This window comes from Microbacterium sp. NPDC064584 (assembly GCF_040687315.1).
In the GTDB taxonomy this organism is placed as follows: Bacteria; Actinomycetota; Actinomycetes; order Actinomycetales; family Microbacteriaceae; genus Microbacterium; species Microbacterium lacus.
Map to the genome: position 1 here is coordinate 15,873 of NZ_JBFBMZ010000004.1, position 22,075 is coordinate 37,947.

Sequence of the window (22,075 nt, forward strand, 5' to 3'; positions counted from 1 at the left end):
GTGGAATGCTCGACGGGTGGATGCCGGAGACGAACTCGACCTCGATGTGACCAGCGTGGCCCACGGCGGTGTGTTCGTCGGCCGGGTCGAGGGGCGCGTCGTCTTCGTTCCGGATGCGATCCCCGGCGAGCGGGTGCGCGTGCGACTCACCGACGTCGGCAAGAAGTCGTTCTGGCGCGGCGAGGTGCTCGGCGTCCTCGACGCGTCACCGCACCGGCGCCCGCACATCTGGGCGCAGGCCGATGTGACCGTCGCCCCCGACCGGCGCCCGGGCGGTGCGGACTTCGGTCACATCGAGCTCGCGCACCAGCGTTCGCTCAAGCTCGAGGTCCTTCAGGACGCTCTGCGCCGATTCGGCGGCGTCGATGCCGGGGACGTGCGGATCAGCGCGGCCGGCGCCGATGAGACCGCCGATGGCCGCGGGTGGCGCACCCGCATCGGTCTGCATGTGGACGACGCGGGCAACGTCGGCCCGTTCGCGGCGCGCAGTCACACCGTGGTGCCGGTGCGCGACCACCCGCTGGCGACCCCCGAGGTCGAGGCGGCGGCGCTCGCGCTGGGTCAGGGCGCGCCCGGTCGCATCGACCTGGTGCAGCCGGCGGACGGCCGCGTGCGGGTGATCCCGCGACCGGATGCCGGAGCACGGACGCCCCGCGAGGCGCGAGAGGTCGTCGTCGAGCGTGTCGGCACGCGCGAGTTCCGTGTGGACGCCGGCGGGTTCTGGCAGGTGCATCGCTCCGCGGCGGCGACGCTGGACGCCGCGGTCCGCGGAGCGATCAGGGGCGCCGTCGGTGCGCCGGATGCCGAGGGTCGGCACCTCGACCTCTACGGGGGTGTGGGCCTGTTCGCGGCCGTGCTGGGCGAGCTCGGGGCCGCGCACATCACCTCGGTGGAATCGGATGCCCGCGCCACGGAGCACGCGGGGGAGAACCTCGCGGAATGGGTCGGCGCCCGCGCGGAGACCGCGCGGGTCGACCGCTTCGTCACCCGCCTCCTCGCCGACGCCTCCACCCGGGAACGGGAGCGGCTCTCGCGCGGCGTGACGGTGCTGGACCCCCCGCGCTCGGGAGCAGGGCGGTCGGTCGTGCAGGCCGTGGCAGCGCTGCATCCGGCGGCCGTCGTCTACGTCGCGTGCGATCCGGTCGCCCTCGCGCGGGACGTCGCGATCTTCGGTGACGCCGGCTACGAGCTGCGCGCGGTGGAGGCCTTCGACCTGTTCCCCAATTCCCACCACGTCGAGGCTGTCGCGACCCTCGTGCCCGCGGGCTCCGCCGAACCGCGCGGCTAGGCTGAACCCATGACGCGCGTCGCCCTCATCGACGACCACGAATCCGTTCGGCTCGGACTCGAGGCGGCATGTGCGCGTGCCGACAAGGACGTCGTGTTCTCCGGCAGCAGCGTCACCGGCTATCTCGAGTGGCGCGCCTTCAGCGCGGCGCCGCCGGCCGATGTCGTGGTCCTCGACTTGACGCTCGGCGACGGCACCACCGTGACCGAGAACGTCCGCCGTCTGGTCGTCGACGGATCCAGTGTCATCATCCACAGTGTCGCCGACCGCCCGGCCGCCGTCCGAGAGGCGCTCGCGGCAGGCGCTGCGGGTGTCGTGAGCAAGGCGTCGCCGATCGGCGACGTGATCGCCGCGGTCCGCACGGTCGCCAGCGGTGAGCCGTTGAACAACGTCGAGTGGGCGAGCGCGGTCGAGGGCGACCGGGCGTTCGCCGACGCCCAGCTCTCGGCCCGTGAGCGCGACGTGCTCCGTCTGTACGCCGCAGGTCTGCCGCTCAAGGTCGTGGCCGACCGCCTCGGGGTCGCGTACTCGACGGCGAAGGAGAACATCACCCGCGTGCGGGTCAAGTACGTCGAGGTGGGAAGGCCCGCGCCGACGAAGGTCGATCTCCTCCGCCGGGCGATGGAGGACGGGATCCTCTCCGAGCCGAACGACAGCGAGGGCGTCGGTGGTGTCGGAGCCTGAGAGCACGCGCGCGATCCTCGACGACGCGTGGGGGCACATCCCGCACTCGCGCGAGACGACGGCCGGGCTCGGATCGTTCACACGTCTGCGCATCGAGCGCATCCTGTCGCTCGTTGTCGCCCTCGGCGGCCTCGCGCTCGGCGCCCAGGCCTTCCTGAACGCGCTGGGTCCGTACCAGGAGACGCCGCAGTGGCACGTGCCGCTCATGCTGATGACCTTCGTGCCGCTCGGGGCGATGCTGCTCGCGTGCGCGATCGGCCGGGGTGTGCGCCTGTTCGCAGGCATTTTCGCGGTGATCTACCCGATCACTCTCCTGCTCTGGCCGATGGCGACGGCGGGCGGGGATGCCGACCCCTCGGTCGAGCCGTGGATCTGGTACCTGGTCAACGTCGCGACCGTCGCAAGCGTGCTCGCCTTCCCGCTGATCCTGCAGGTCGTCTGGACGGTGATGGTGCCGCTGCTGTTCGGGGCGGTGCGGATGATCCAGGCAGGGTTCGCGCCGGAGTACTGGTACTCCGTGAGCCTGGACGTGTCGTTCGCCCTCATCCTCGGCGGGATGCTCACGACGCTCGGGTGGGTCTTCCGGTCGGTCGCGGCCAACGTCGACGAGACCCGGGCGCGCGCGGTCGAGTCGTATGCGGACGCCGCAGCGGCGGATGCCGCCGAACAGGAACGCGTCGCCGTGGCGGCGCTCATGCACGACAGCGTTCTGGCGGCACTCATCGCCGCGGAGCGCGCGCACACCCCGCGCGAGCGGACCCTGGCCGTCGCGATGGCCCGCGAAGCCCTCACCCGCCTCGCCAACACCGAGCAGGGGTCCGAGGAGGGCAGTGACGAGCCGCGCGACCCGGAGAGCCTCGCGGACGGCATCGAGCGCTCTGCTCTCGAGCTCGGCGTCCGGCTGACGATCGAGCGCGACATCGAGCCGCTCACGCCGGCGATGCCCGGTCGGGTGGCGCGGGCACTCGTGCTCGCGTCCGCTCAGGCGATCGCGAACGCCGCACAGCACGCCGGCGGCGCGGGCCTCGCGGTGAGCGTGCGAGGGCGTGCCCGCCCCGCTCAGACGCTCATCACCGTCCGCGACACCGGTGCCGGATTCGACCTGGAGCGCGTGCCGCAGGACCGGCTCGGCATCCGTGCATCGATCTTCGCCCGCGTCGCGGCGGTCGGCGGCACGAGCGAGATCCAGTCCGACGCGCAGGGCACGACCGTGTGGCTCGAGTGGCGGGAAGGAACATCGTGATCAGCGTTCGCAGGATCATCGTCGGCATCGCCCTCGCCTTCACGGGCTATCTGGCCCTGCGCGGACTCTGGTGGACCGAGCCGCCCGTGCAGCCACTCGTGATCGTGGCGGCGCTCAGCCTCTATCTGGTCACGATCTGGCTCTGCATCTTCTGGGAGCCTCGTCGCGCACAGATCCCCTCGCCCGTCGATGGTCCTCCGACCGGCCTCATCGGCGGTTCGCGGACCCGCCTTCCGCGCTGGGCCGGTGTCATGGCGCTCGCCTCCGCCTTCATCGTCCCGACGGCGATCGCGGTGGCTGTCCGTCCGGAGGATCGCACCGACCCCTTCGCCACGTGGTATCTGGGCGGCATCGGCGTCCTGATGGTCATCGTGATGGTGCGCCGCCGCCCGTGGGTCGCGTGGATCGGCATCGCCGCGCTCGCCGTCGGCTCGATCTACTGGATGGGCCTTGTCAACGCGATGAGTCTCGGGCTCGTCGGGTCGATCGTGTGGGTGGCGGCGACGCAGCTCATGCTGCTGTCGATCGATCGCGCGGCGCGAGACACCGCCCAGCTCGCGCAGCTGCAGCGCGCGGCATCGGCGTGGCAGGCCTCGCAGAGCGGACGTCAGCGGGAGCGCCGGATCCAGGTGCAGCGCGCCCTCGCGGTCGCCGGGCCGGTGCTGACCCGCACGGTGGCCACCGGCGGTGCACTCACCGACGAGGAGCGTACCCAGGCGCATCTGGCCGAGGGTCGCCTGCGCGATGAGATGCGCGGTCCCCGGCTGCTCGACGACGCCGTGCACGCTGAGCTCGAGCGGGCCCGCCGGCGCGGGGCGAGCGTGACCGTGCTCGACGAGGGCGGCTTGGACGGACTCGACGAGGCCGCGCTCGGAGTGATCCGGGCTGAGCTCGCGGAGACGCTGCGTTCGGCACGGTCGGACCGCCTTTACATCCGCACCTCGCCCGATGAGCGCGTCGCCGTGACGGTCGTCGGGCGATCGGCCTCGGGTGAGACGCTCTCGGACGAGGATGCCGTCGACCTCTGGCGCGAGATCGACCACCCGCCCACGCGCTGAGCCGGCGTCGCGGAAAGAGTTTTCGCTCCCCGTCCCGGCGGGGGAGGGGAGCCGGGGCGGGAAGCGAAAGTGGGAGATGGTGGGGGGCGGCGAAGCCGCCTACCCCCCACCGGGCGGACAGTTACCCGAAAACCGTCCGCGTGGCCGAACCTGGGCTGTCACGAATGAGCAGCAGGTCGACCGAACGCATGATGCGTTCCAGCCCTACAAGTATGCGCAGGCCCGCGAGAAGTCGTCTGTAGGTATTTCGGGGGACACGCATACGTGCGAATGGATGCCGGACTCAGCCGAATCTTCCCCAGCCCAGGTCGCGCCGCAGCGGCGCGCGGAGCCCGCGCTGCGACAGTGCCCAGCCCGAACGGGACGACGTGTCATCGGCGGTCGCGCCGGCGGCCTCCTCGGCATAGGCCTCGCTGACGACCGCGACCAGGGCGGCGAGCTCCTCCGGGGTCGGATCGCCCCGCAGGAGCTCGACCCGCATCTGATCGACGGCGTCCTCCTGCTCGCTCACAGCGGGATGTTCCCGTGCTTCTTGGGCGGCAGGCTCGCGCGCTTGCCCCGCAGCGCGCGGAGCGCCTTCGCGACGGCGACGCGGGTCTGCGCCGGCTCGATGATGCCGTCGAGCTCGCCGCGCTCGGCCGCGAGGAACGGGGACGCCACGTCGTACGTGTACTCGTTCGCCAGGCGCGTGCGGACGGCGGCGACGTCCTCTCCGGCGTCCTCGGCCCGCTTGATCTCGCCGCGGTACAGGATGTTCACCGCGCCCTGGCCGCCCATCACCGCGATCTCGGCGGTCGGCCACGCCAGGTTGATGTCGGCGCCGAGCTGCTTGGACCCCATCACGATGTACGCACCGCCGTAGGCCTTGCGGAGGATGACTGTCACGAGCGGCACGGTCGCCTCGGCGTACGCGTACAGCAGCTTGGCACCGCGGCGGATCACGCCTTCCCACTCCTGGTCGGTGCCGGGCAGGTAGCCGGGGACGTCGACGAGAGTCAGGATCGGCACGGAGAACGCATCGCAGAAGCGGACGAAGCGACTGGCCTTCTCGCCCGCCTGGATGTTCAGCGTGCCGGCCATCTGCGAGGGCTGATTCGCGATGATGCCGACCGTGCGTCCCTCCACGCGTCCGAACCCGATGACGATGTTGGGGGCGAAAAGGGGCTGCACCTCGAGGAACTCGCCCGCGTCGACGACGTGACCGATCACCTGATGGATGTCGTAGGGCTGATTCGCGGAATCCGGGACGATCGTGTTGAGCGTGCGGTCGGCATCCGTCGTCTCGAATTCGAACGTGTTCTCGTAGACCGGCAGCTCTGCCATGTTGTTGTCGGGCAGGAAGCCCAGCAGAGTGCGCGCGTAGTCGATCGCGTCCTCTTCGTCCTCCGCGAGGTAGTGCGCGACGCCCGAGCGGGTGTTGTGCGTGTACGCGCCGCCGAGCTCCTCCATGCCGACGTCCTCGCCGGTCACGGTCTTGATGACGTCCGGACCCGTGACGAACATCTGCGAAGTCTTGTCGACCATGATCACGAAGTCCGTGAGTGCCGGCGAGTAGACCGCGCCGCCCGCGGCCGGGCCCATGATGAGCGAGATCTGCGGGATCACTCCGGAGGCCTGGGTGTTCAGGCGGAAGATCTCGCCGTACTTGCCGAGCGCGACGACACCCTCCTGGATGCGCGCGCCGCCGGAATCGAGGATGCCGATGATCGGCATCCCACCGCGCAGGGCGAACTCCATGATCTTGATGATCTTCTCTCCCGCGACCTCGCCGAGGGAGCCGCCGAAGGTCGAGAAGTCCTGCGAGTACACCGCGACGGTGCGCCCGTGGATCGTGCCGACGCCGGTGACCACCGAGTCGCCGTAGGGGCGGGAGCGGTCCATCCCGAACGCCGTGGTGCGGTGGCGGACGTACTCGTCGAATTCGACGAAGCTGCCCGGGTCGACGAGCTGCTCGATCCGCTCGCGTGCGGTGCCCTTGCCTTTCGCGTGCTGCTTGGTCTGCGCGGTCTTCTCGGCGTCGAGAACGGCCTCCTGGAAGCGCGTGCGGAGGTCGGCGATCTTGCCGGCGGTGGTCGAGAGATCGGGCTGTTCGGTCACCCGTCCCACTTTATCGGCGGGGGGCGGATCCGAGTTGGAGACTTCGCACAAGCGGGCGCGCGGCGGGCTGTCGCTAGGGTGACACACATGTCGATTCCTGATGAGGGCTACCCGCTCGCCGCCGCCGTGTCCCCGCGCCTGCAGGTGACCGAGACCACCGACTCGACCAACGCCGATCTGGTGAAGGCCGTCGCGGCCGATCCGGAGCAGTGGCCGCACCTCTCGCTGATCCTGACCACCGATCAGCGCGCGGGTCGCGGACGCCTGGACCGGACGTGGACGGCCCCGCCCGGTACGGCTCTGGCGGTATCCGTGCTCGTGCGGGTCGACGGTCTGCCCGTCGCCGCACGCGGATGGGTTCCGCTCGTGGCCGGTGCGGCGATGACTCGGGCCGTCCGCGACCAGCTGCGCGGGACGCCCCATCGCGTGTCCGTCAAGTGGCCGAACGACGTGCTGCTCAACGGCGGCAAGCTCTCCGGGATCCTCGCCGAGGTCGTCCCGGGTCACCCGGATGCCGTCGTGATCGGCGTCGGCGTGAACACGCGCATGAGCCTCGCTGATCTCCCGGTCGAGACGGCGACCTCGTTCGCCGCCTCCGGTCTCGAGGTCGACGACGACCGCCTCCTTGCCGCGTTCCTGACCGAGCTCGACGCGCAGCTGACGGCGCTGCTCGCGGCGGGGGGAGACGCCGGGGCCGCCGGCGTCGCCGCCGACATCGTCGCGCTGTGCAGCACCGTGGGGTCGGACGTCGATGTCGCGCTTCCCGACGGCAGTCACCTCGTCGGACGCGCCGACGGCATCGATGCCGAGGGGCGCCTCGTGGTCGTCGCGGACGGCGTCCCGACTCCCGTCGCCGCGGGAGACGTCGTCCACGTGCGCTGACTGCGGGCGTGGCAGCCGCCGACGTCGGCGGCGACCCGCACAATGGGAGCATGACCCAGCCGACCACATACGGCGGCCGTCCGCCCATAGTGGTCCCGGGCGCGCCGACACCCGAGCTGCGCATCGCGCGCTTCCGGCGGCACGCCCGGCGCATGATCTGGCCGGCGCTCATCCTCATCGCCGTAGCCGGCGCCGTCGGGTACTACTACGGCAATCTGCCCGCGCCTTTGGAGGACTGGATGCTGCTGACCGCCGCGGCGGTCGTGGTCGTCTTCCTCGTTCTGCTGCCGTTCCTGTCGTGGTGGTCGCACGTCTACACGATCACCACGCGGCGCGTGCTGGAACGATGGGGTGTCTTCGGTGTTCGGCGGCGTGAGCTCAGTCACGTCCGCGGCTACACCGTGCAGGAACGCCGGGGCCTCATCCAGCGGATGTGGGGCGCCGGAACGCTCACGCTGTCCAACGGGGTCGATGAGTCGCTGCGGATGACGAACATCCCGAGCGTCGCGCTCGTGCACGAGGCGCTCGTCGACCAGGTCGAGGTCAACCAGATCCTCGCTCACCGCGACGCGCAGGCGATCCCGCCGATGCCGCCCGCGCCGTCCGCCGCCTGATCCACCGGGTCGAGCAGGGGAGAGAGCCTGCGCGATGATGGGAGGACACAGAGCGACGGAAGGGACGTTCATGGCGCTGCGAGTCGGAGTCGTCGGTGGAGGACAGCTGGCGCGGATGATGATCGCCCCTGCGGTGGAGTTGGGCGTGGAGCTGCGCGTGCTGGCCGAGGAGGAAGGCATGTCGGCCTCGCTCGCCGCGACGGCGGTCGGCGACTACCGCGATGCCGAGACCGTGCTCGCGTTCGCCCGCGACGTGGATGTGGTCACGTTCGACCACGAGCACGTGCCGCAGGACGTGCTCCAGACGCTTGTCGACGCCGGCATCCCCGTGCACCCCGGTCCGCACGCGCTGCGCTTCGCCCAGGACAAGCTGCAGATGCGCGCGCGACTTCAGGAGATCGGGATGCCGCAGCCGGAGTGGGCGGCGGTCACGGGCCGCGAGGAATTGCAGGCGTTCCTCGACGGCCACGGCGGCAGTGCGGTCGTGAAGACCCCCCGCGGCGGATACGACGGCAAGGGCGTGCGCGTCGTCCACACGGCGACGGAGGCCGATGACTGGTTCGCCGCGCTCGCCGAGGACGGCCGTGGTGGCGCGCTGCTGGCGGAGGAGCTGGTCGACTTCTCCCGGGAGCTTGCGCAGCAGATCGCCCGGCGACCGTCGGGCGAGGTGCGCGCGTATCCGGTGGTGGAGACCGTGCAGCGCGACGGAGTCTGCGCAGAGGTCATCGCGCCCGCGCCCCGCTCCAGCGGGCGGATGGCGGACGTCGCCGCCCGCATCGGTATCGGGATCGCGGAAGGACTGGATGTCACCGGAATGCTCGCGGTCGAGCTCTTCGAGACGACCGACGAGCGACTGCTCGTGAACGAGCTGGCGATGCGCCCGCACAACAGCGGGCACTGGAGTCAGGACGGCGGTGTCACGAGCCAGTTCGAACAGCATCTGCGCGCCGTCCTCGACCTGCCGCTCGGCGACCCGGAGCCGCGATCCGAGTGGTCGGTCATGGTGAACATCCTCGGCGGCCCCGCCGAAGGCGCACTGGAGGACCGGTTCGCGACGGCGATGGCGGCTCACCCGATGGCGAAGGTGCACACGTACGGCAAGGCGCCGCGTCCGGGACGCAAAGTGGGGCACGTGAACGTCGCCGGGGAGGACCTGGACGAAGCCGTCTATCAGGCCAGGGCGGCGGCATCCGTCTTCCTGGATTGACCGTCGTATCCGCGCTCCGGCCGCGCCGTTGCGGGGATCTTCCAGGCGGGCGCCCTAGCCTGGATCGGTGACTGACTCGACCGCGCGCGTGCCGCTGCATTCGTCCGACGCGCCGCTGGTCGGCGTCGTGATGGGTTCGGATTCGGACTGGCGCGTCATGAGCGACGCGTCGCAGCTGCTCACCGACTTCGGCGTCCCGCACGAGGTCGAGGTGGTCTCGGCCCACCGGACGCCCGACAAGCTCCTCCGCTACGGTCGCGAGGCGCGTGCGCGAGGCCTCCGCGCGATCATCGCGGGCGCGGGCGGCGCGGCTCATCTTCCGGGCATGCTCGCATCGGTCACGGCGCTGCCGGTCATCGGCGTCCCCGTGCAGCTGGCGACCCTCGACGGCCTGGACTCCCTCCTGAGCATCGTGCAGATGCCGGCCGGCATCCCGGTCGCGACCGTCTCGATCAACGGCGCGAAGAACGCAGGTCTGCTCGCCGTCCGCATTCTCGGGTCGGCGGATGCCGCGCTCGGCGACCGGGTCGAGCACTTTGCGCGAGACCTCGAGCAGCAGGTGGAGGAGAAGAACCGCCGCCTCAAGGAGTCGCTGTGAGCGTCGCGAGTCCGCCGCGGCCGGCATCCGTCCGCAACGTCTCGTCGAAGGTCGTCGAAGACCGGCCGATGCGGTACCCCGACACGTCGTCGCGCGAGGTGATGACGCGTCGAGGCTGGTGGCTCGTCCTGCTGAACTTCCTCGTTCCCGGTTCGGCGCAGGCCGTCGCCGGCAATCGGCGCCTCGGCAAGATCGGGCTCGGCGCGACGCTGGGGCTCTGGATCGCCGTGATCCTCGGCGGGCTCGGACTGCTGCTGTGGCGGCAGGGCACCGTGAGCATCATCACCGGCGCGTGGCTACCGGACTGGCTCGGGCTCCTGCGCGCCGGACCCCTCACGATCATCCAGATCGCGCTGCTCGCGTACGCGGTGCTCTGGATCGTGCTCACGGTCGACACCCTGCGTCTGGTCCGACTGGTCAAGACGGGCACGATCGCCCGGTTCGGCATCCTGCTCCTGGCCGTCGTCCTCCTGGTCACGGGCACCGGAAGCGCGGTGTACGCCTCGCAGATCGCCGGCACGACCCGTGACACGCTCGGCGCGATCTTCGGCGCGAGCGGACCCTCGGTGCCGCCGAGCGACGGCTACTACAACATCCTGTTGCTCGGCGCCGACAGCGGCGAAGGCCGCGACTCGATGCGGTTCGACAGCATCTCGGTCGTCTCGGTGAACGCCGAGACCGGTGCGACCACGATCACCGGCATCCCGCGCGACATGCCGAACGTGCCGTTCTCGGCGGGCCCGATGCAGGACAAGTATCCGAACGGCCACACCGGCTTCGCGAACGCGACGTGCGGGTGGGGGAGCGGCATCAATCAGCTCCGCACCGAGGTGGAGGTCTGCCAGGACGGCAACGCCCTCTATCCCGACGCGAAGGCCAACGGCTCCGAGCCGGGAATCGAAGCCACGAAGGACGCCGCGGAGGGCATCCTCGGGATCGAGATCCCCTACTACGTCTTCGTCGACATGCACGGCTTCGCCTCGCTCGTCGACGCGCTCGGCGGCGTCGACATCAACGTCGTCGAGCGACTGCCGAAGGGCGGCCCGCCCGAGGGCGTCGACCCGAACGACGTGGACAGCTGGGCGATCGGCTGGATCGAACCCGGACAGCAGCACATGGACGGCGACACCGCGCAGTGGTACGCCCGGTCCAGGTACACCACGAGCGACTTCGACCGCATGAAGCGCCAACGCGAACTGCAGGAGGCGATCCTCGCGCAGTTCACCCCCGACGTCGTGCTCACCCGCTTCAGCGATGTCGCGGCCGCCGGGCAGGATCTGATCCAGACCGACCTGCCGCAGTCGCTGCTGCCGTTCCTGGCAGAGCTCGCGCTCAAGGCCAAGGAGCAGCCGGTCACGACGATCGAGCTCACGCCCGAGGGCGGCATCGACGAATACGACCCCGACTTCGCCTACATCCAGCAGCTCGTGCAGCAGACGCTGCACCCGCCGACGCCCACGCCGACCCCTGAAGGCTGAACCCCATGACCGCCACACTCCGGGTCATGCTCGACCAGCTCGTCGCGCCCACCGATCCCGATCTCGAAACGGCGTCTCGCGAGCTGGCGACCGCCCTGATCGACCGCGCTCCCTCCGGCTGCGTGGTCGCGGGTATCGCACCCTCCGGCTCTCCCGCCGTGGAGATCCCCGGGCTGGCCGACGTGCGCAGGACACCGCTCGCTCGTCGGGAGCTCGCCGGTGCGCTGCAGCTCGGCGTCGCGAGCGGTATCGGCGGCGGCATGATCCACTCGCCGACGCTTTTCGCACCGCTGGTGAAGCACGATCGCGTGCACGACCACGACCAGACCGTCGTCTCGATCTGGGATCTCGGGCCGTGGGAGACCCCGGGCGAGTATCCGAAGGCGAGCGTGGCGTGGCAGAAGGCGATGCTGAAGCGCGCGGTCAAGCACGCGGATGCCGTCGTCGTGCCGACCCACGCGATGGCGGTGCGCCTGGGCGAGATCGCGAAGCTCGGTGAGCGCATCCGCGTGATCGCGGGAGCCGCCCCCGAAGGATTCGCCGTGCCGCGCGACGAAGTGGGGCGCCGGCGCGAGCTCGACCTGCCCGACGGCTTCGTGCTGCTCTCCGGGCATCACGGCGAGTCCCTCGGCGTCGGCCTCTCGGCTGTCGGCCGGTGCGGCGTCGACCTCCCGGTCGTCGTGATCGGCGCCGCCGAGGGCGAGGAACCGGCGATCGCGGATCAGGCTTCGGCCGCGGGCATCCCCGAACGGAGCCTGCACGTGCGCGGCGCGCTCGCCGAGCCCGATCGTGCCGCCGTCTTCGGCGGTGCCGTCGCCCTGGTCGTCGCCGATCAGCGGTTCGCGCTGCCCTGGCGTGTGCTCGAGGCCCTGGCGCTCGGGGTGCCCGTGGTGGCGGCATCCTCACCCGTGAACGACGAGGTCATCGTCGACGGGGGAGCCGTGGTGGATGCCGATCCGGAGGCGCTCGGCGCAGCCCTGGCGGACGCGCTCGGGTCGACAGCGGCGGCTTCACGACTCGGGGTCCTCGCCGCTGATCGCGGGCGCGCGTTCTCGTGGCTGGGAGCCGCCGATCGCGTGTGGCAGCTGCACGCGGAGCTGTAGGCACGCACTTCAGGACCTACCACGGCGAAGCCTTCGGGGTGATGCACCCGGTGGGTCGACGGCTCGGGTGTTCGCACGAATGCGTCAGTGGCCGCGTGTGCTTTCGGCGCCGATCTCGTCGCGAATGGTGTCGACGATCCGCTGGGCCGCTCCGGGCGGACCGAAGAGATGCTGAGCGTTCCTGCGTTGCGTGGGGGCCAGCCAGTCCGCCCCCGCCGCGAGCTCCTGCGCGACCTGACGGACGCCATCGACGTCGTTCACGCGGTGGACACCGCTGACGATCCTCTCGCCGATCGTGTTGAAGGCGATGTGATCGCGTCGTTCGAGAAAGATCGTCGGCACTTCCAGGATCTGGGATTCCGTGATCATGCTCGGTCCGTCGGTCACCAGCAGATCGGCCGCCGCAAGGAGCGGGGCGTAGGGTTCGCGAGTGTAGGCCGCATTCGGCAGCGACTCCCACGCGCTCAGCCACTCTCGGAACTCCGCGTCCGACAGGGAGCTCTCCGGTCGGCGTATCGTGCCGCGCAGATGCGGATGGTGCGTGAAGACGAACTCCACGTCCGTCTCCTCTGTCGCCCACGCCAGCATCTCGTCTCGAACCTGTGGAAAGACGCCGAAGTCGTTCCAGCCCTCAAGTATCGAATGGTGCGCCGACCACAACACGCGCCGTCGACGGGTCAGACCGTCGCCGATAGGCCACGCGGGCGTCGCCTGCCGCACCGCGTCCGCCTTCGGGTGACCCGAGGCGCGGAACTGGCGGGCGCCGGTGATCGAGTCGTGGCGTGCGACCTCGAGAACGTCCTCGTTCGCGCAGAAGACGAGCCAGGCGGCGCGGTGAAACGGCTGGTCCACTGCCGTGTCGACGGGCGGGTTTCCCAGTCGGACATTGTGCGTGGGGTTCACGGTCTCGTAGGGGATGAGAGCGAGCCGCGTCCACGACAGTCGCTCGGCCGAGAACGCCTCGTCGATGTCTGCATCCCACTGGCTCTGCCGAAAGACGACATCGGGGTCGAGGGAGAGGAGTAGCTCTTCGGCAGCGGCGGTGTCCTGATTGCGCACCCGCAAGTGCCCCAGGCCTCGCTCATCGAGGAATCGGTGTACACGACCTTCGCCGCGGGAGCCGGAACGGCCTGCGTAGTGATGCGGGATGCTCACGACGATGGGATCGAAATCAGGTGCATCCCTCATGATGGCGATGACCTCACCGATGGAATCCCACGCGTCCACGTTGTGAACCAGGAACGCAACGCGAACCTGCTCGCGTTGCAGTGTGCCGCGGCGTGCCGCGCGGCCGGCGACGCTGTGAACACGGCCTATTTCCGTGCGCAGTTCCGCGGCGAGCTCGGCCGCACGTACAGCCTCCTCGCGGAGAAAGGCTGTTTCGGCCCGCAGTTGCGCAGCCTCTTCGCGGATCGCGACGACGCCGTCACTCATTTCGCGTATTCGGGCGACGAAGTTTCGAGCCTTCGTTGCCGGATTCCAACGACTCATCCTTCGAGGCTATCTGCCCGGCGACGGCACAGATTTCTCAGAACTCGGCCTTTCTACGGTGGGTCTCGCGTAGATCTGCCGGTCCTGTGCCGTCACCCGGTCCGGTGAACGATGATTTCGTTCGTCGACGACGCGATGTCGTGCGATGCAGGCGCTGAGCGTGTCGGTGGCGGTTGAAGACGAGCCACGAGGTGCAGGCGGTCGTAACGACTCGGACTCATGTTTCATGCCCCGCTTTGGCATACCGGATGCTTGCGCCTATCCTTTCGTACGGGGAATTGATCGGGAATACACAGGGGAATCCCGGTCAGCGCGATTCGCGCACCCCATGGGGGCTGACGGTCGAGCACAGAGCCGAAAGCATGAACAGCTTTGGGGGCTGCCATGGCGCGATCAACCGTATTTCGACAGGCGTTCGCGCGAACTGCGGTCGCGATTGCGACGATCGCTGCGCTCACGGCGACCGTGAGTCCTGCCAGCGCGTACGTCGCCGACGGAACGGTCTCACTGGCGACGACGCCCAGTCCCACGCCTACGGACACTGCCGTGCCCGACGCGCCGGCGACGCCGACCGAGAGTCCGACACCCACGGACACGCCGACGCCCACGGCTACGCCGACGCCGACGGTCACTCCGACCCCGACCGACAGCCCGACGCCGACGCCCACGCCGACCCTCAGCCCGACCGCGACGCCGACGCCCACTCCGACGTGGCAGCCGCCGGCGCCCGTGTCGAACAACCTGCCCACGCTTGACATCACGCTGCCCGACCCGGCCCAGAGCCTCTCGTGGGTCAACACGAACAAGGAAAACCGGGCGGTGGCGACGCTCAGCCTGACGGATCCGACTGGCGCGTACTCGATCGCACCTCAAACGGGCGGGGAGCTGAAGGGGCGCGGAAACTACACCTGGACGCTCGCCAAGAAGCCGTATCAGATCAAATTCCCGGCTTCCACCGATGTGCTGGGAATGGGATCGGCGAAGACCTGGATTCTGCTTGCGAACCACGCCGACGCTTCGCTCATGCGCAACAAGCTCGCGTTCGACTTGGCCGATGCGATCGGACTCCCGTTCTCTCCCGCTTCTCGATGGGTGGACGTTCGCGTGAACGGCGTGTACCTGGGGAACTACCTGATGGCCGAGAAGGTCGAGGTCAAGAAGAACCGCGCCGACCTGTCCAGCCCTCAGGCCGTCCTGGCGGAGCTCGACAACAACTACGGCGTCGCCGAGGACTATTACTTCCGCACCGGCACCACGCGGACCATCTTCACGCTGAAGGACGCGAAGTCCGGCGTGGACGATCTCCCTGACGGCGTGGCTGCGAACACGCCCGGTTATCTGTCGGCGGACACCCAGGCGGGGTGGGACGACATGAAGGCCAGCCTGAATGCGCTCGATGCCGCGCTGCACTCGCCCAGTCCTGACTGGAATCGCATCTCCTCGCTGATCGACGTCGACTCCTTCGTGAAGTACTACTTCGTGTTCGAGGCGACCGAGAACCCCGAGATCGTGGCGTCCAGCGTGTACTTCTACAAGAACGGCCCGTCGGACAAGATCCATGCCGGCCCGGTATGGGACTTCGACAGCGGTCTGTTCAATTACGACAAGAGCGAGCATCTCGGCGCCGATCCGCTGTCGGACTATGTCAAGAACGGCGCGACGCTGCGCACTCCCACCCGCTCGACTCCGAGCAATCCCTGGTTCCAGGACATCTTCCGCAACCCCGCATTCATTCAGCGCGCGAACGAGCTGTGGGCGGGCGGCATCGGCGCGGCGGTCAACGCGCTGCCCAGCCGAATCGACGGCTACTCCGCGGCCGTCTCCACTTCGGCCGGCAACAACTTCGCGTTGTGGAAGATCCTCGGAAAGCCCACGCTGCTCATCGCCGGCGAGGGGAAGACCTACGCCTCGACGTATGCCGGAGAGGTGTCGTACCTGCGAACGAAGGTCGCCGCGCGGGCGGCCTTCCTGAACCGGGAGTACGGGGTCGTCCCGTCTCTGAGGTACCGGGCGTATATCCAGAACGTCGGATGGGACTGGTACTACGGATCGGGACAGATCGTCGGAACATATGGGAAGTCGCTTCGTCTCGAGGCCCTCTCGCTCGCCATATCGAACACGGCGGGGCAATCCGGCGGAATCGAGGCGATGAGCCACGTGCAGAACGTGGGGTGGAGCGGGTGGACCTCGACGAGCAGCATCGGGACGACGGGGAAGTCGTTGCGGTTGGAGGCCATACGGTTCCGGCTCACAGGAGCCTTGGCCAATCTCTATGACATCCAGTACAGGGCGCACGTACAGAACGTCGGATGGCAGGCGTGGGTCTCCAACAGTGCGACGGCGGGGACAATCGGTCAGAGCCTTCGAGTAGAGGCCCTTCAGGTTCGCCTCGTCCTCAAGAGCGGCGCGACGCCCACGCCGACCGCGACGCCGACGCCGACCGCGACGCCGACCGCGACGCCCACGCCGACGGCGACGCCCACGCCGACGGCGACGCCGACCCCGACGCCGACCCCGACGGGGACCCCCACCTCCTCGTACAGCGCCCACGTCGCGACGATCGGGTGGATGCCGACGGTGAAGGACGGAGCCACCGCGGGCACGATCGGCAAGGCGCTGCGGGTCGAGGCTCTCCGACTCCAGGTGGGCGACAGCGTACACACCGGCGGTATCTCGTGGCGCGGTCAGGTGCAGAACATCGGATGGCAGCCGTGGACCGCTTCGGGATCGATCGGCACCACCGGCAAAGGCCTGCGACTCGAGGCTTTCGAGATCAAGCTGACCGGTGAGCTGGCGGCTCTGTACACCGTGCGGTATCGAGCTCACGTACAGAACATCGGCTGGCAGGCTTGGAAGACCGACGGACAGACAGCGGGGACCGTCGGACAGTCCCTCCGTGTCGAAGCCGTACAGATCGTGCTGGTGCCGAAGACATGAGGTGGTCCCGCGCCGCAGCGGTCATCGGCGTCGCCGTCCTGGCGCTCACGGTGGTCGGCTGCACTGATGAGCCATCGACCTCCGTCGCCGGGCCGGCCTCTGCCGAGCCGCTGCCGACGGTGACCACGGATAGTGGCGGCGACGCGGAATTCGCGATCATCACCGACTTCGGAAATTGCGACGAGGGCGAGCGTGAGGTCGCCGACATGGTGGCCGCGTGGAATCCCGAGATCGTCGCCACTGCAGGTGACAACACGCAGGGGACGACCGACTGCGTCCCCTTCGTGCAGTCCGTGGGCGATTACTACTCGATGTTCCTCGCCGGACCGGACGGTCCAGCCTTCTTCCCCGTTCCGGGTAACCACGACTACGAGAATGAAGGGGCGGGGGAAGCCGCCTACCTGGATTACTTCGCGTACCTGGGATCGTTCGGAGACAATCCGCTCTGGTACGAGGTGTCGGTGGGCAACGTGAATCTCTTCATGCTCGACAGCGAGCTTGCCGCCGAGCAGCTCGCGGAACAACGCGAGTGGCTGCAGTCGGCACTCACAGCGTCGCGATCAGAATCGGAGAGCTCCTGGAACGTCGTCGTCTTCCACCGGCCCCCCTTCACCTCGGGGCCCCACGAGCCCAACCTCCAGATGCGACCTGATGCCGGATGGGACTACGAGGGCTGGGGTGCTGATCTTGTCGTGAGTGGTCATCAGCACGTCTACGAAGACCTGGAGATCGACGGCTTCCCGTACCTGGTCGCCGGAGTCGGAGCGAGTGACCTGGTGCGATCCTGTCCCGAAGCGTTGACCGACGGCAGCAATGGATGCACGGAGGGATACGGTGCCCTCCTCGTGACGGCCACGGATCAGACGCTCACGCTCGATTACCGCTCGCCGGATGGTGGCCAGGGCACATCGCTGCGTTCGCTCGAGCTGTCCCGGAACGGTTGAGACGCCCGGCGTCCTCTTCGGCGTAACCCGCCTCGCGCGACCTCGCTCGTCTCGACAGGCCTGACACGCTACCCGCGCATCATGGCGACGGCTTCCTTCGAGTCTCCGTCGAAGGCGACCTCTCCGCCCTTGAGGAGGATGCCTCGACTGCAGAGGTCGGAGACCATGTTGAGGTCGTGTGACACGACGACGAGGGTCTTCCCGGACGCATGCAGTTCACGGATCCTCGCCAGGCACTTGCGCTGAAACGGCTCATCGCCGACGGAGAGGATCTCGTCGATGAGGAGTACATCCACTTCCGTGTGGATCGCCACCGAGAACGCCAGGCGGAGGAACATTCCCGACGAGTAATGCTTGACCTCTGTGTCGATGAATTTCTCGATCTCGCTGAAGGCGACGATGTCGTCGAACCGCGCTTCGATCTCCTTCTTGCTCATCCCCAGGATCGCCGCGTTCAGGAAGATGTTCTCCCTTCCGGACAGGTCCGGATGGAATCCCGCGCCGACCTCGATGAGCCCGGCGACCCGTCCTCGCGTCAGGACCCGTCCTCTGTCCGGCGTCAGCACTCCGGAGATGAGCTTCAACATCGTCGACTTGCCCGACCCGTTGAAGCCCAGAAGCGCGACCGCCTCGCCCTCCTCGATCGTGAACGACGCTCCATCCAGCGCGTGGAAGTCGGTCGTCAGGGGCTTGCGGCGGATGGCCGCGACGAATGTCTCCTTGATCGAGTGCGTGTGGCGGAGCTTGAAGTCCTTGTGGACGTCGTCCACGACGATGCTCGGAACGGAACTGTCAGAGATCCTGGGCAAAACGACCCTCCAGACGGCGGAAGACGGACTGACCGATCACCAGCAGCACGAGCGAGAGCAGAAGTGCAATGACCGAGAAGAGAGCGAGGTCCGGGAGCAGCTGCGCGTCGCCGGGGTCGAGCGGGAACCATATCCCGTAGTGGAACAGCTCGACGGCGGGCGTGAGCGGGTTGAGGCGGTACAGCACGAAGAGCCAGTCCGGGACGGCGCCCGCGACCATCTCCCATTGGTACATGACCGGTGAGGCCCACACCGCCATCATGACGATGATCTCCACGAAGCTCTGAGCATCACGGAAGGTCACATTGATGGCACCGAAGAGCAGTCCGAGTCCTGTGGCCAGCACGGAGACGATCAGAAGCGCCAGGAGGATCGCGCCGACCTGCACAAGGGACGGTACCCAGCCGAAGAAGAGCGCGATGACGATCACAACGATGATCTGGGGGATCGTGTTGACCGCAGCGATCAGCATGCTGGCGACGGGGAACATCTCCCGAGGCAGATAGATCTTCTTGATCAGCGCGGCGTTGTCCACGAGCGAACGAGTGCCGTTGGAGAAGGCCTCGTTGAAGAACGTCACGACGGTGATGCCCGCGAGCAGGTAGATGGGAAAGAAGTCGACGCGGCTGTTCATCCCCAGGAAGACGCCGATCGCGACGTAGAACACCGCGAACTGCACGAGCGGCTTGACGTACGACCACATCCACCCGAGCACAGAGCCGCGATAGCGGATCTGCACTTCTTTCCGGACGATGAGCGAGAGCAGGTAGCGACGGTGGAAGACGTCCAGCAAGCCGAGGTTGCGCCCTGGCTGCTCGAGCGCGGACGACTCGGGCGACACGCGGGACATTGCCCTCCTTCAGGCGTGGAACGGGTGGCCCGGAGCGGGCGGAACTCATCTTAGCCGGGGGTTGTGTCGCGGACCTGAGAAGGTCGACCGGGGGGGGGGGACTCTCGGGATGCTCCAAGTCCGGGTTGGTAGGATCTGATCGCTCCGTCACTCGGCGGGCCGCTCCTCAGATCTCTCAGGGAACACCCGCATCGTGCTTCAGACTGTGCTCGGCCAGCCGGCCGTCTTCCGCCTCACGAGCGATCCCGAGCCGGCGGACCTGTCGTTGCGAGAGCGACGCCTTCTGGTCGGAGCCCTCAATTTCCACGCGCTGATGGCTCCGGGCCGCGAGCTCACGGTGCACGCGTACGACGGCGACTGGACGACGCTTCCGCGCACCACCGACGACTCGACGTTCGACGGGATGTCGCGACAATTCCGGTCACGCCTGTTCACCATCGGTATGGCGAGCGAGGTGGTCGTGGAGGCGGGGTCGGACACCGAGGCATCGGTGGGCGCGCGAGCGTTCGCATCCGGGGCGGTGCGACACGTGCACATCTCGCGTGATGAGGTCCTCGACTTCGATCCACCACGTGAGCACTCCACCAGCGCCATCAGGAGGGCGCTTCGAGCGGTTCGTGCTCGGACGCCGCTGCTGTATGACGAAGCGCGGGACATCGAGTTGCTGAGGCACCGACGGTCGATCACTCATCGGGCAGCGCGCCGCCGTTTCAGGGATGAGTTCGCCCCGGGGGGCATCCACGAGGACGGCGTGCTCCTGCCCGCGCCCCCGTGTCCGGACGGCGCCCCACGGGCCGCGTTGATCGGGATGCACTGGTTCGAACTCGGTGGTGCCGAACGCTGGGCGTTCGAGACCGTGAAGCTGGTCAAGGAAGCGGGCTTGATTCCCATCGTCTTGACCAACCGAGACTCCCACCATCCCTGGATCGGTCGCGCCGAGTTGGACGGCGCGCTTCTCATCCCCTTCTCGGAACCGACGGTGGGCTCGCAGACTCCGGGGACAGAAGAACTGCTTCGCGCCGTCCTGCGCACGTTCGACGTGAGGGGAGTGGTGGTCCACCACAATCAGTGGCTCTACGACAGGCTCCACTGGCTCGCGATGTCACGGCCGGGGATGCCGATCATCGACTCGACGCACATCGTGGAGTACCGCGGAGGCGGCTTCCCCCACAGCAGCGTGAGAGTCGAAGAGGTGATCACAACCCACCACGTGATCTCGCCCACCCTGCAGCGCTGGATGGTGCAGAGTCAGGGTGTCGCCGCCGAGAAGGTCGTCATGGCTCCTCTGGCCGGGCTGACCGTCGCCGACGCCGAATCGACCTTCCGGGCGAAAGACGATGCAGCGCCGTTCACGGTGGCGTTCATCGGACGCATGGCGCGTCAGAAAGCGCCCGAAGTCTTCCTCGCCATGGTCCATCGCCTCCGGACCGAGGACGTGCCGCTCCGGTTCATCATGCACGGCGACGGCGAATTGGCGTCCTGGGTGGACGATCTCATCGCCGCCTACGGACTGCGCGACGCCGTGGAGCGTCGGGGGTCTGCGGTTCCCGTCGACCAGACCCTGGCCGAAGCCCACGTACTGGTTGTCACTTCGCACAACGAGGGCCTCACACTGACCACGCTCGAGGCGATCAGTCACGGCCTGCCGGTCGTCTCGACCGACGTGGGCGCGCAGTCGGACATCATTCCGCCCCGCGCGCTCGTCAACCGCAACGTGCACCTGGCCGCCCGACAGGCTGCTCAGAAGGTGGCATGGCTCGCGAGCGATGAAGGAGCCCGTGAAGCGCTGTGGCGCGATGAGCGGGCGGCCGAGAAGAAGCTCCTCTCCGCGGCATCCGCCAGCGAATGGTTCACACAGGAGGTGGCGTCGTGGTGACGGTCGCTGCAGTTGTCGTCACGTTCAACCGGCTGGAGAAGCTCAAGAGCGTGATCGCCGCCCTCGAAGGGCAGACCCTCCGGCCGGCCACACTTCTGATCATCGACAACGCCTCGACCGATGGAACGGCGGACTATCTCGCCGGTCTGCAGAAGGATGCTGCTCTCGAAGTCGTCACGATGGCGACGAACACCGGAGGAGCGGGCGGGTTCGCCGAGGGGATGCTGCGCGGTTATGCGACAGGCGCCGACCATGTGTGGATCATGGACGACGACTGCTACCCGCATCCCACCGCGCTCGAGAGGCTGGTCGCGGGCTTCGACGACGCTGTGGCGGAACTCGGTCCCGATGTGCCCTTCGCGTGCTCGGTGGTGCAATTCACCGATGGTTCCATCTGCGAGATGAACAACCCCGTTCCGACCTGGGACTGGGGCCGGCTGATGGTGAAGGGGCAGCGCAACGTCATGGTGACGGCGTGCTCCTTCGTTTCCGTGCTCATTCCCCGGTGGGCGATCGCACGATACGGATTGCCCTACCGTGACTACTTCATCTGGTTCGACGACCGTGAGTACACCCTCCGTCTCACGAAAGTCTGCCCCGGCGTTCAGGTGCTCGACAGCACCGTCACGCATGACATGGGAGACAACCGTGGTGTGAACTTCGCCATGGTCGACACCAAGAGCCTGTGGAAGTTCGAGTACGGTGTGCGCAACGAAGCGTCGTATCAGTTGCACCACCGGGGTGTGCTGTACTTCCTCGAGTTCGGTGCGCGATTGTTCGTGAGTCTGCACCGTGGGGGTGTGGCGTACCGGCTTCGGCTGAAGCTGATGCGCAAGTGGTTCGCCGGTATCCGATTCAATCCGCGTGTGGAGTACCCGGAGCCGGTCCGTTGATGCGTGACCTGCACCTGCTCGTG

At 68.2% G+C, this 22,075-nt stretch carries 19 protein-coding genes; 14 read left to right on the plus strand and 5 right to left on the minus strand.

Annotated features, from left to right (window positions below):
• Nucleotides 1–16 precede the first annotated feature (16 nt).
• Genes AB0P18_RS07605 through AB0P18_RS07620 form a run of 4 tightly spaced genes read left to right on the plus strand, consistent with a single transcriptional unit; the run spans nucleotide 17 to nucleotide 4,273 of the window.
• Nucleotides 17–1,288 (plus strand): TRAM domain-containing protein, encoded by a 1,272-nt coding sequence (locus tag AB0P18_RS07605; RefSeq protein WP_363359553.1) that lies wholly within the window; start codon nucleotides 17–19, stop codon nucleotides 1,286–1,288.
• 9 nt (nucleotides 1,289–1,297) lie between these two features.
• Nucleotides 1,298–1,972, plus strand: a complete 675-nt coding sequence (locus AB0P18_RS07610; RefSeq protein WP_344052347.1) for a response regulator — start codon at nucleotides 1,298–1,300, stop codon at nucleotides 1,970–1,972.
• Nucleotides 1,959–3,215, plus strand: a complete 1,257-nt coding sequence (locus AB0P18_RS07615) for an ATP-binding protein (RefSeq protein ID WP_344052349.1) — start codon at nucleotides 1,959–1,961, stop codon at nucleotides 3,213–3,215. The genes AB0P18_RS07610 and AB0P18_RS07615 overlap by 14 nt, the downstream gene beginning before the upstream one ends.
• Nucleotides 3,212–4,273, plus strand: a complete 1,062-nt coding sequence (locus AB0P18_RS07620) for a hypothetical protein (protein ID WP_344052351.1) — start codon at nucleotides 3,212–3,214, stop codon at nucleotides 4,271–4,273. Before AB0P18_RS07615 ends, AB0P18_RS07620 begins: the two co-directional genes overlap by 4 nt.
• Before the next feature lie 283 nt (nucleotides 4,274–4,556).
• Here the strand turns inward: AB0P18_RS07620 and AB0P18_RS07625 are convergent, their stop codons facing one another.
• Nucleotides 4,557–4,784, minus strand: coding sequence for an acyl-CoA carboxylase subunit epsilon (locus AB0P18_RS07625; protein ID WP_344052353.1), 228 nt, complete (start codon nucleotides 4,782–4,784; stop codon nucleotides 4,557–4,559).
• A complete protein-coding gene (locus tag AB0P18_RS07630) occupies nucleotides 4,781–6,370 on the minus strand; it encodes an acyl-CoA carboxylase subunit beta (RefSeq protein WP_363359555.1) in 1,590 nt (529 codons plus the stop codon). The genes AB0P18_RS07625 and AB0P18_RS07630 overlap by 4 nt, the downstream gene beginning before the upstream one ends.
• An 87-nt stretch (nucleotides 6,371–6,457) precedes the next feature.
• On the opposite strand from AB0P18_RS07630, the gene AB0P18_RS07635 reads away from it, so the two are divergent.
• The 6 genes from AB0P18_RS07635 to AB0P18_RS07660 all read left to right on the plus strand — a co-directional run bounded on the left by AB0P18_RS07635 (nucleotide 6,458) and on the right by AB0P18_RS07660 (nucleotide 12,252).
• Nucleotides 6,458–7,252, plus strand: a complete 795-nt coding sequence (locus AB0P18_RS07635) for a biotin--[acetyl-CoA-carboxylase] ligase (protein WP_363359557.1) — start codon at nucleotides 6,458–6,460, stop codon at nucleotides 7,250–7,252.
• Nucleotides 7,253–7,302: 50 nt separating this feature from the next.
• Entirely contained in the window at nucleotides 7,303–7,866 is a 564-nt protein-coding gene (locus AB0P18_RS07640; RefSeq protein ID WP_363359559.1) for a PH domain-containing protein, read from the plus strand.
• A 70-nt stretch (nucleotides 7,867–7,936) separates the two neighbouring features.
• Nucleotides 7,937–9,073 (plus strand): 5-(carboxyamino)imidazole ribonucleotide synthase, encoded by a 1,137-nt coding sequence (locus AB0P18_RS07645; protein WP_363359561.1) that lies wholly within the window; start codon nucleotides 7,937–7,939, stop codon nucleotides 9,071–9,073.
• 130 nt (nucleotides 9,074–9,203) lie between these two features.
• Nucleotides 9,204–9,671 (plus strand): 5-(carboxyamino)imidazole ribonucleotide mutase, encoded by a 468-nt coding sequence (gene purE / locus AB0P18_RS07650; protein WP_344055796.1) that lies wholly within the window; start codon nucleotides 9,204–9,206, stop codon nucleotides 9,669–9,671.
• Nucleotides 9,668–11,149 (plus strand): LCP family protein, encoded by a 1,482-nt coding sequence (locus AB0P18_RS07655; RefSeq protein WP_344052363.1) that lies wholly within the window; start codon nucleotides 9,668–9,670, stop codon nucleotides 11,147–11,149. Before purE ends, AB0P18_RS07655 begins: the two co-directional genes overlap by 4 nt.
• A gap of 5 nt (nucleotides 11,150–11,154) precedes the next feature.
• Nucleotides 11,155–12,252 (plus strand): glycosyltransferase, encoded by a 1,098-nt coding sequence (locus AB0P18_RS07660; protein WP_363359562.1) that lies wholly within the window; start codon nucleotides 11,155–11,157, stop codon nucleotides 12,250–12,252.
• Between the two features lie 84 nt (nucleotides 12,253–12,336).
• On the opposite strand, the gene AB0P18_RS07665 is transcribed toward AB0P18_RS07660, so the two are convergent.
• Nucleotides 12,337–13,686: a hypothetical protein gene (locus AB0P18_RS07665; RefSeq protein WP_363359563.1), complete on the minus strand. Its 1,350-nt coding sequence runs from the start codon at nucleotides 13,684–13,686 to the stop codon at nucleotides 12,337–12,339.
• 603 nt (nucleotides 13,687–14,289) lie between these two features.
• Here AB0P18_RS07665 and AB0P18_RS07670 point away from each other — a divergent pair.
• Both AB0P18_RS07670 and AB0P18_RS07675 read left to right on the plus strand, forming a co-directional pair.
• Nucleotides 14,290–16,680 carry a CotH kinase family protein gene (locus AB0P18_RS07670; protein WP_363359564.1) on the plus strand — a complete coding sequence of 797 codons (2,391 nt, stop codon included), beginning with the start codon at nucleotides 14,290–14,292 and terminating at the stop codon, nucleotides 16,678–16,680.
• Entirely contained in the window at nucleotides 16,677–17,624 is a 948-nt protein-coding gene (locus AB0P18_RS07675; RefSeq protein WP_363359565.1) for a metallophosphoesterase, read from the plus strand. Before AB0P18_RS07670 ends, AB0P18_RS07675 begins: the two co-directional genes overlap by 4 nt.
• A gap of 68 nt (nucleotides 17,625–17,692) precedes the next feature.
• Here AB0P18_RS07675 and AB0P18_RS07680 read toward each other — a convergent pair whose 3' ends face one another.
• Together AB0P18_RS07680 and AB0P18_RS07685 are read right to left on the minus strand one after the other, a co-directional pair.
• Nucleotides 17,693–18,433, minus strand: a complete 741-nt coding sequence (locus tag AB0P18_RS07680; protein WP_363359566.1) for an ABC transporter ATP-binding protein — start codon at nucleotides 18,431–18,433, stop codon at nucleotides 17,693–17,695.
• Nucleotides 18,417–19,283 carry an ABC transporter permease gene (locus AB0P18_RS07685; RefSeq protein ID WP_363359567.1) on the minus strand — a complete coding sequence of 289 codons (867 nt, stop codon included), beginning with the start codon at nucleotides 19,281–19,283 and terminating at the stop codon, nucleotides 18,417–18,419. The genes AB0P18_RS07680 and AB0P18_RS07685 overlap by 17 nt, the downstream gene beginning before the upstream one ends.
• 193 nt (nucleotides 19,284–19,476) lie before the next feature.
• On the opposite strand from AB0P18_RS07685, the gene AB0P18_RS07690 reads away from it, so the two are divergent.
• Entirely contained in the window at nucleotides 19,477–21,159 is a 1,683-nt protein-coding gene (locus AB0P18_RS07690; protein ID WP_363359568.1) for a glycosyltransferase, read from the plus strand.
• Complete coding sequence (locus tag AB0P18_RS07695; RefSeq protein ID WP_363359569.1) at nucleotides 21,156–22,052, plus strand: glycosyltransferase family 2 protein; 897 nt, start codon at nucleotides 21,156–21,158, stop codon at nucleotides 22,050–22,052. The genes AB0P18_RS07690 and AB0P18_RS07695 overlap by 4 nt, the downstream gene beginning before the upstream one ends.
• Nucleotides 22,053–22,075: the final 23 nt, after the last annotated feature.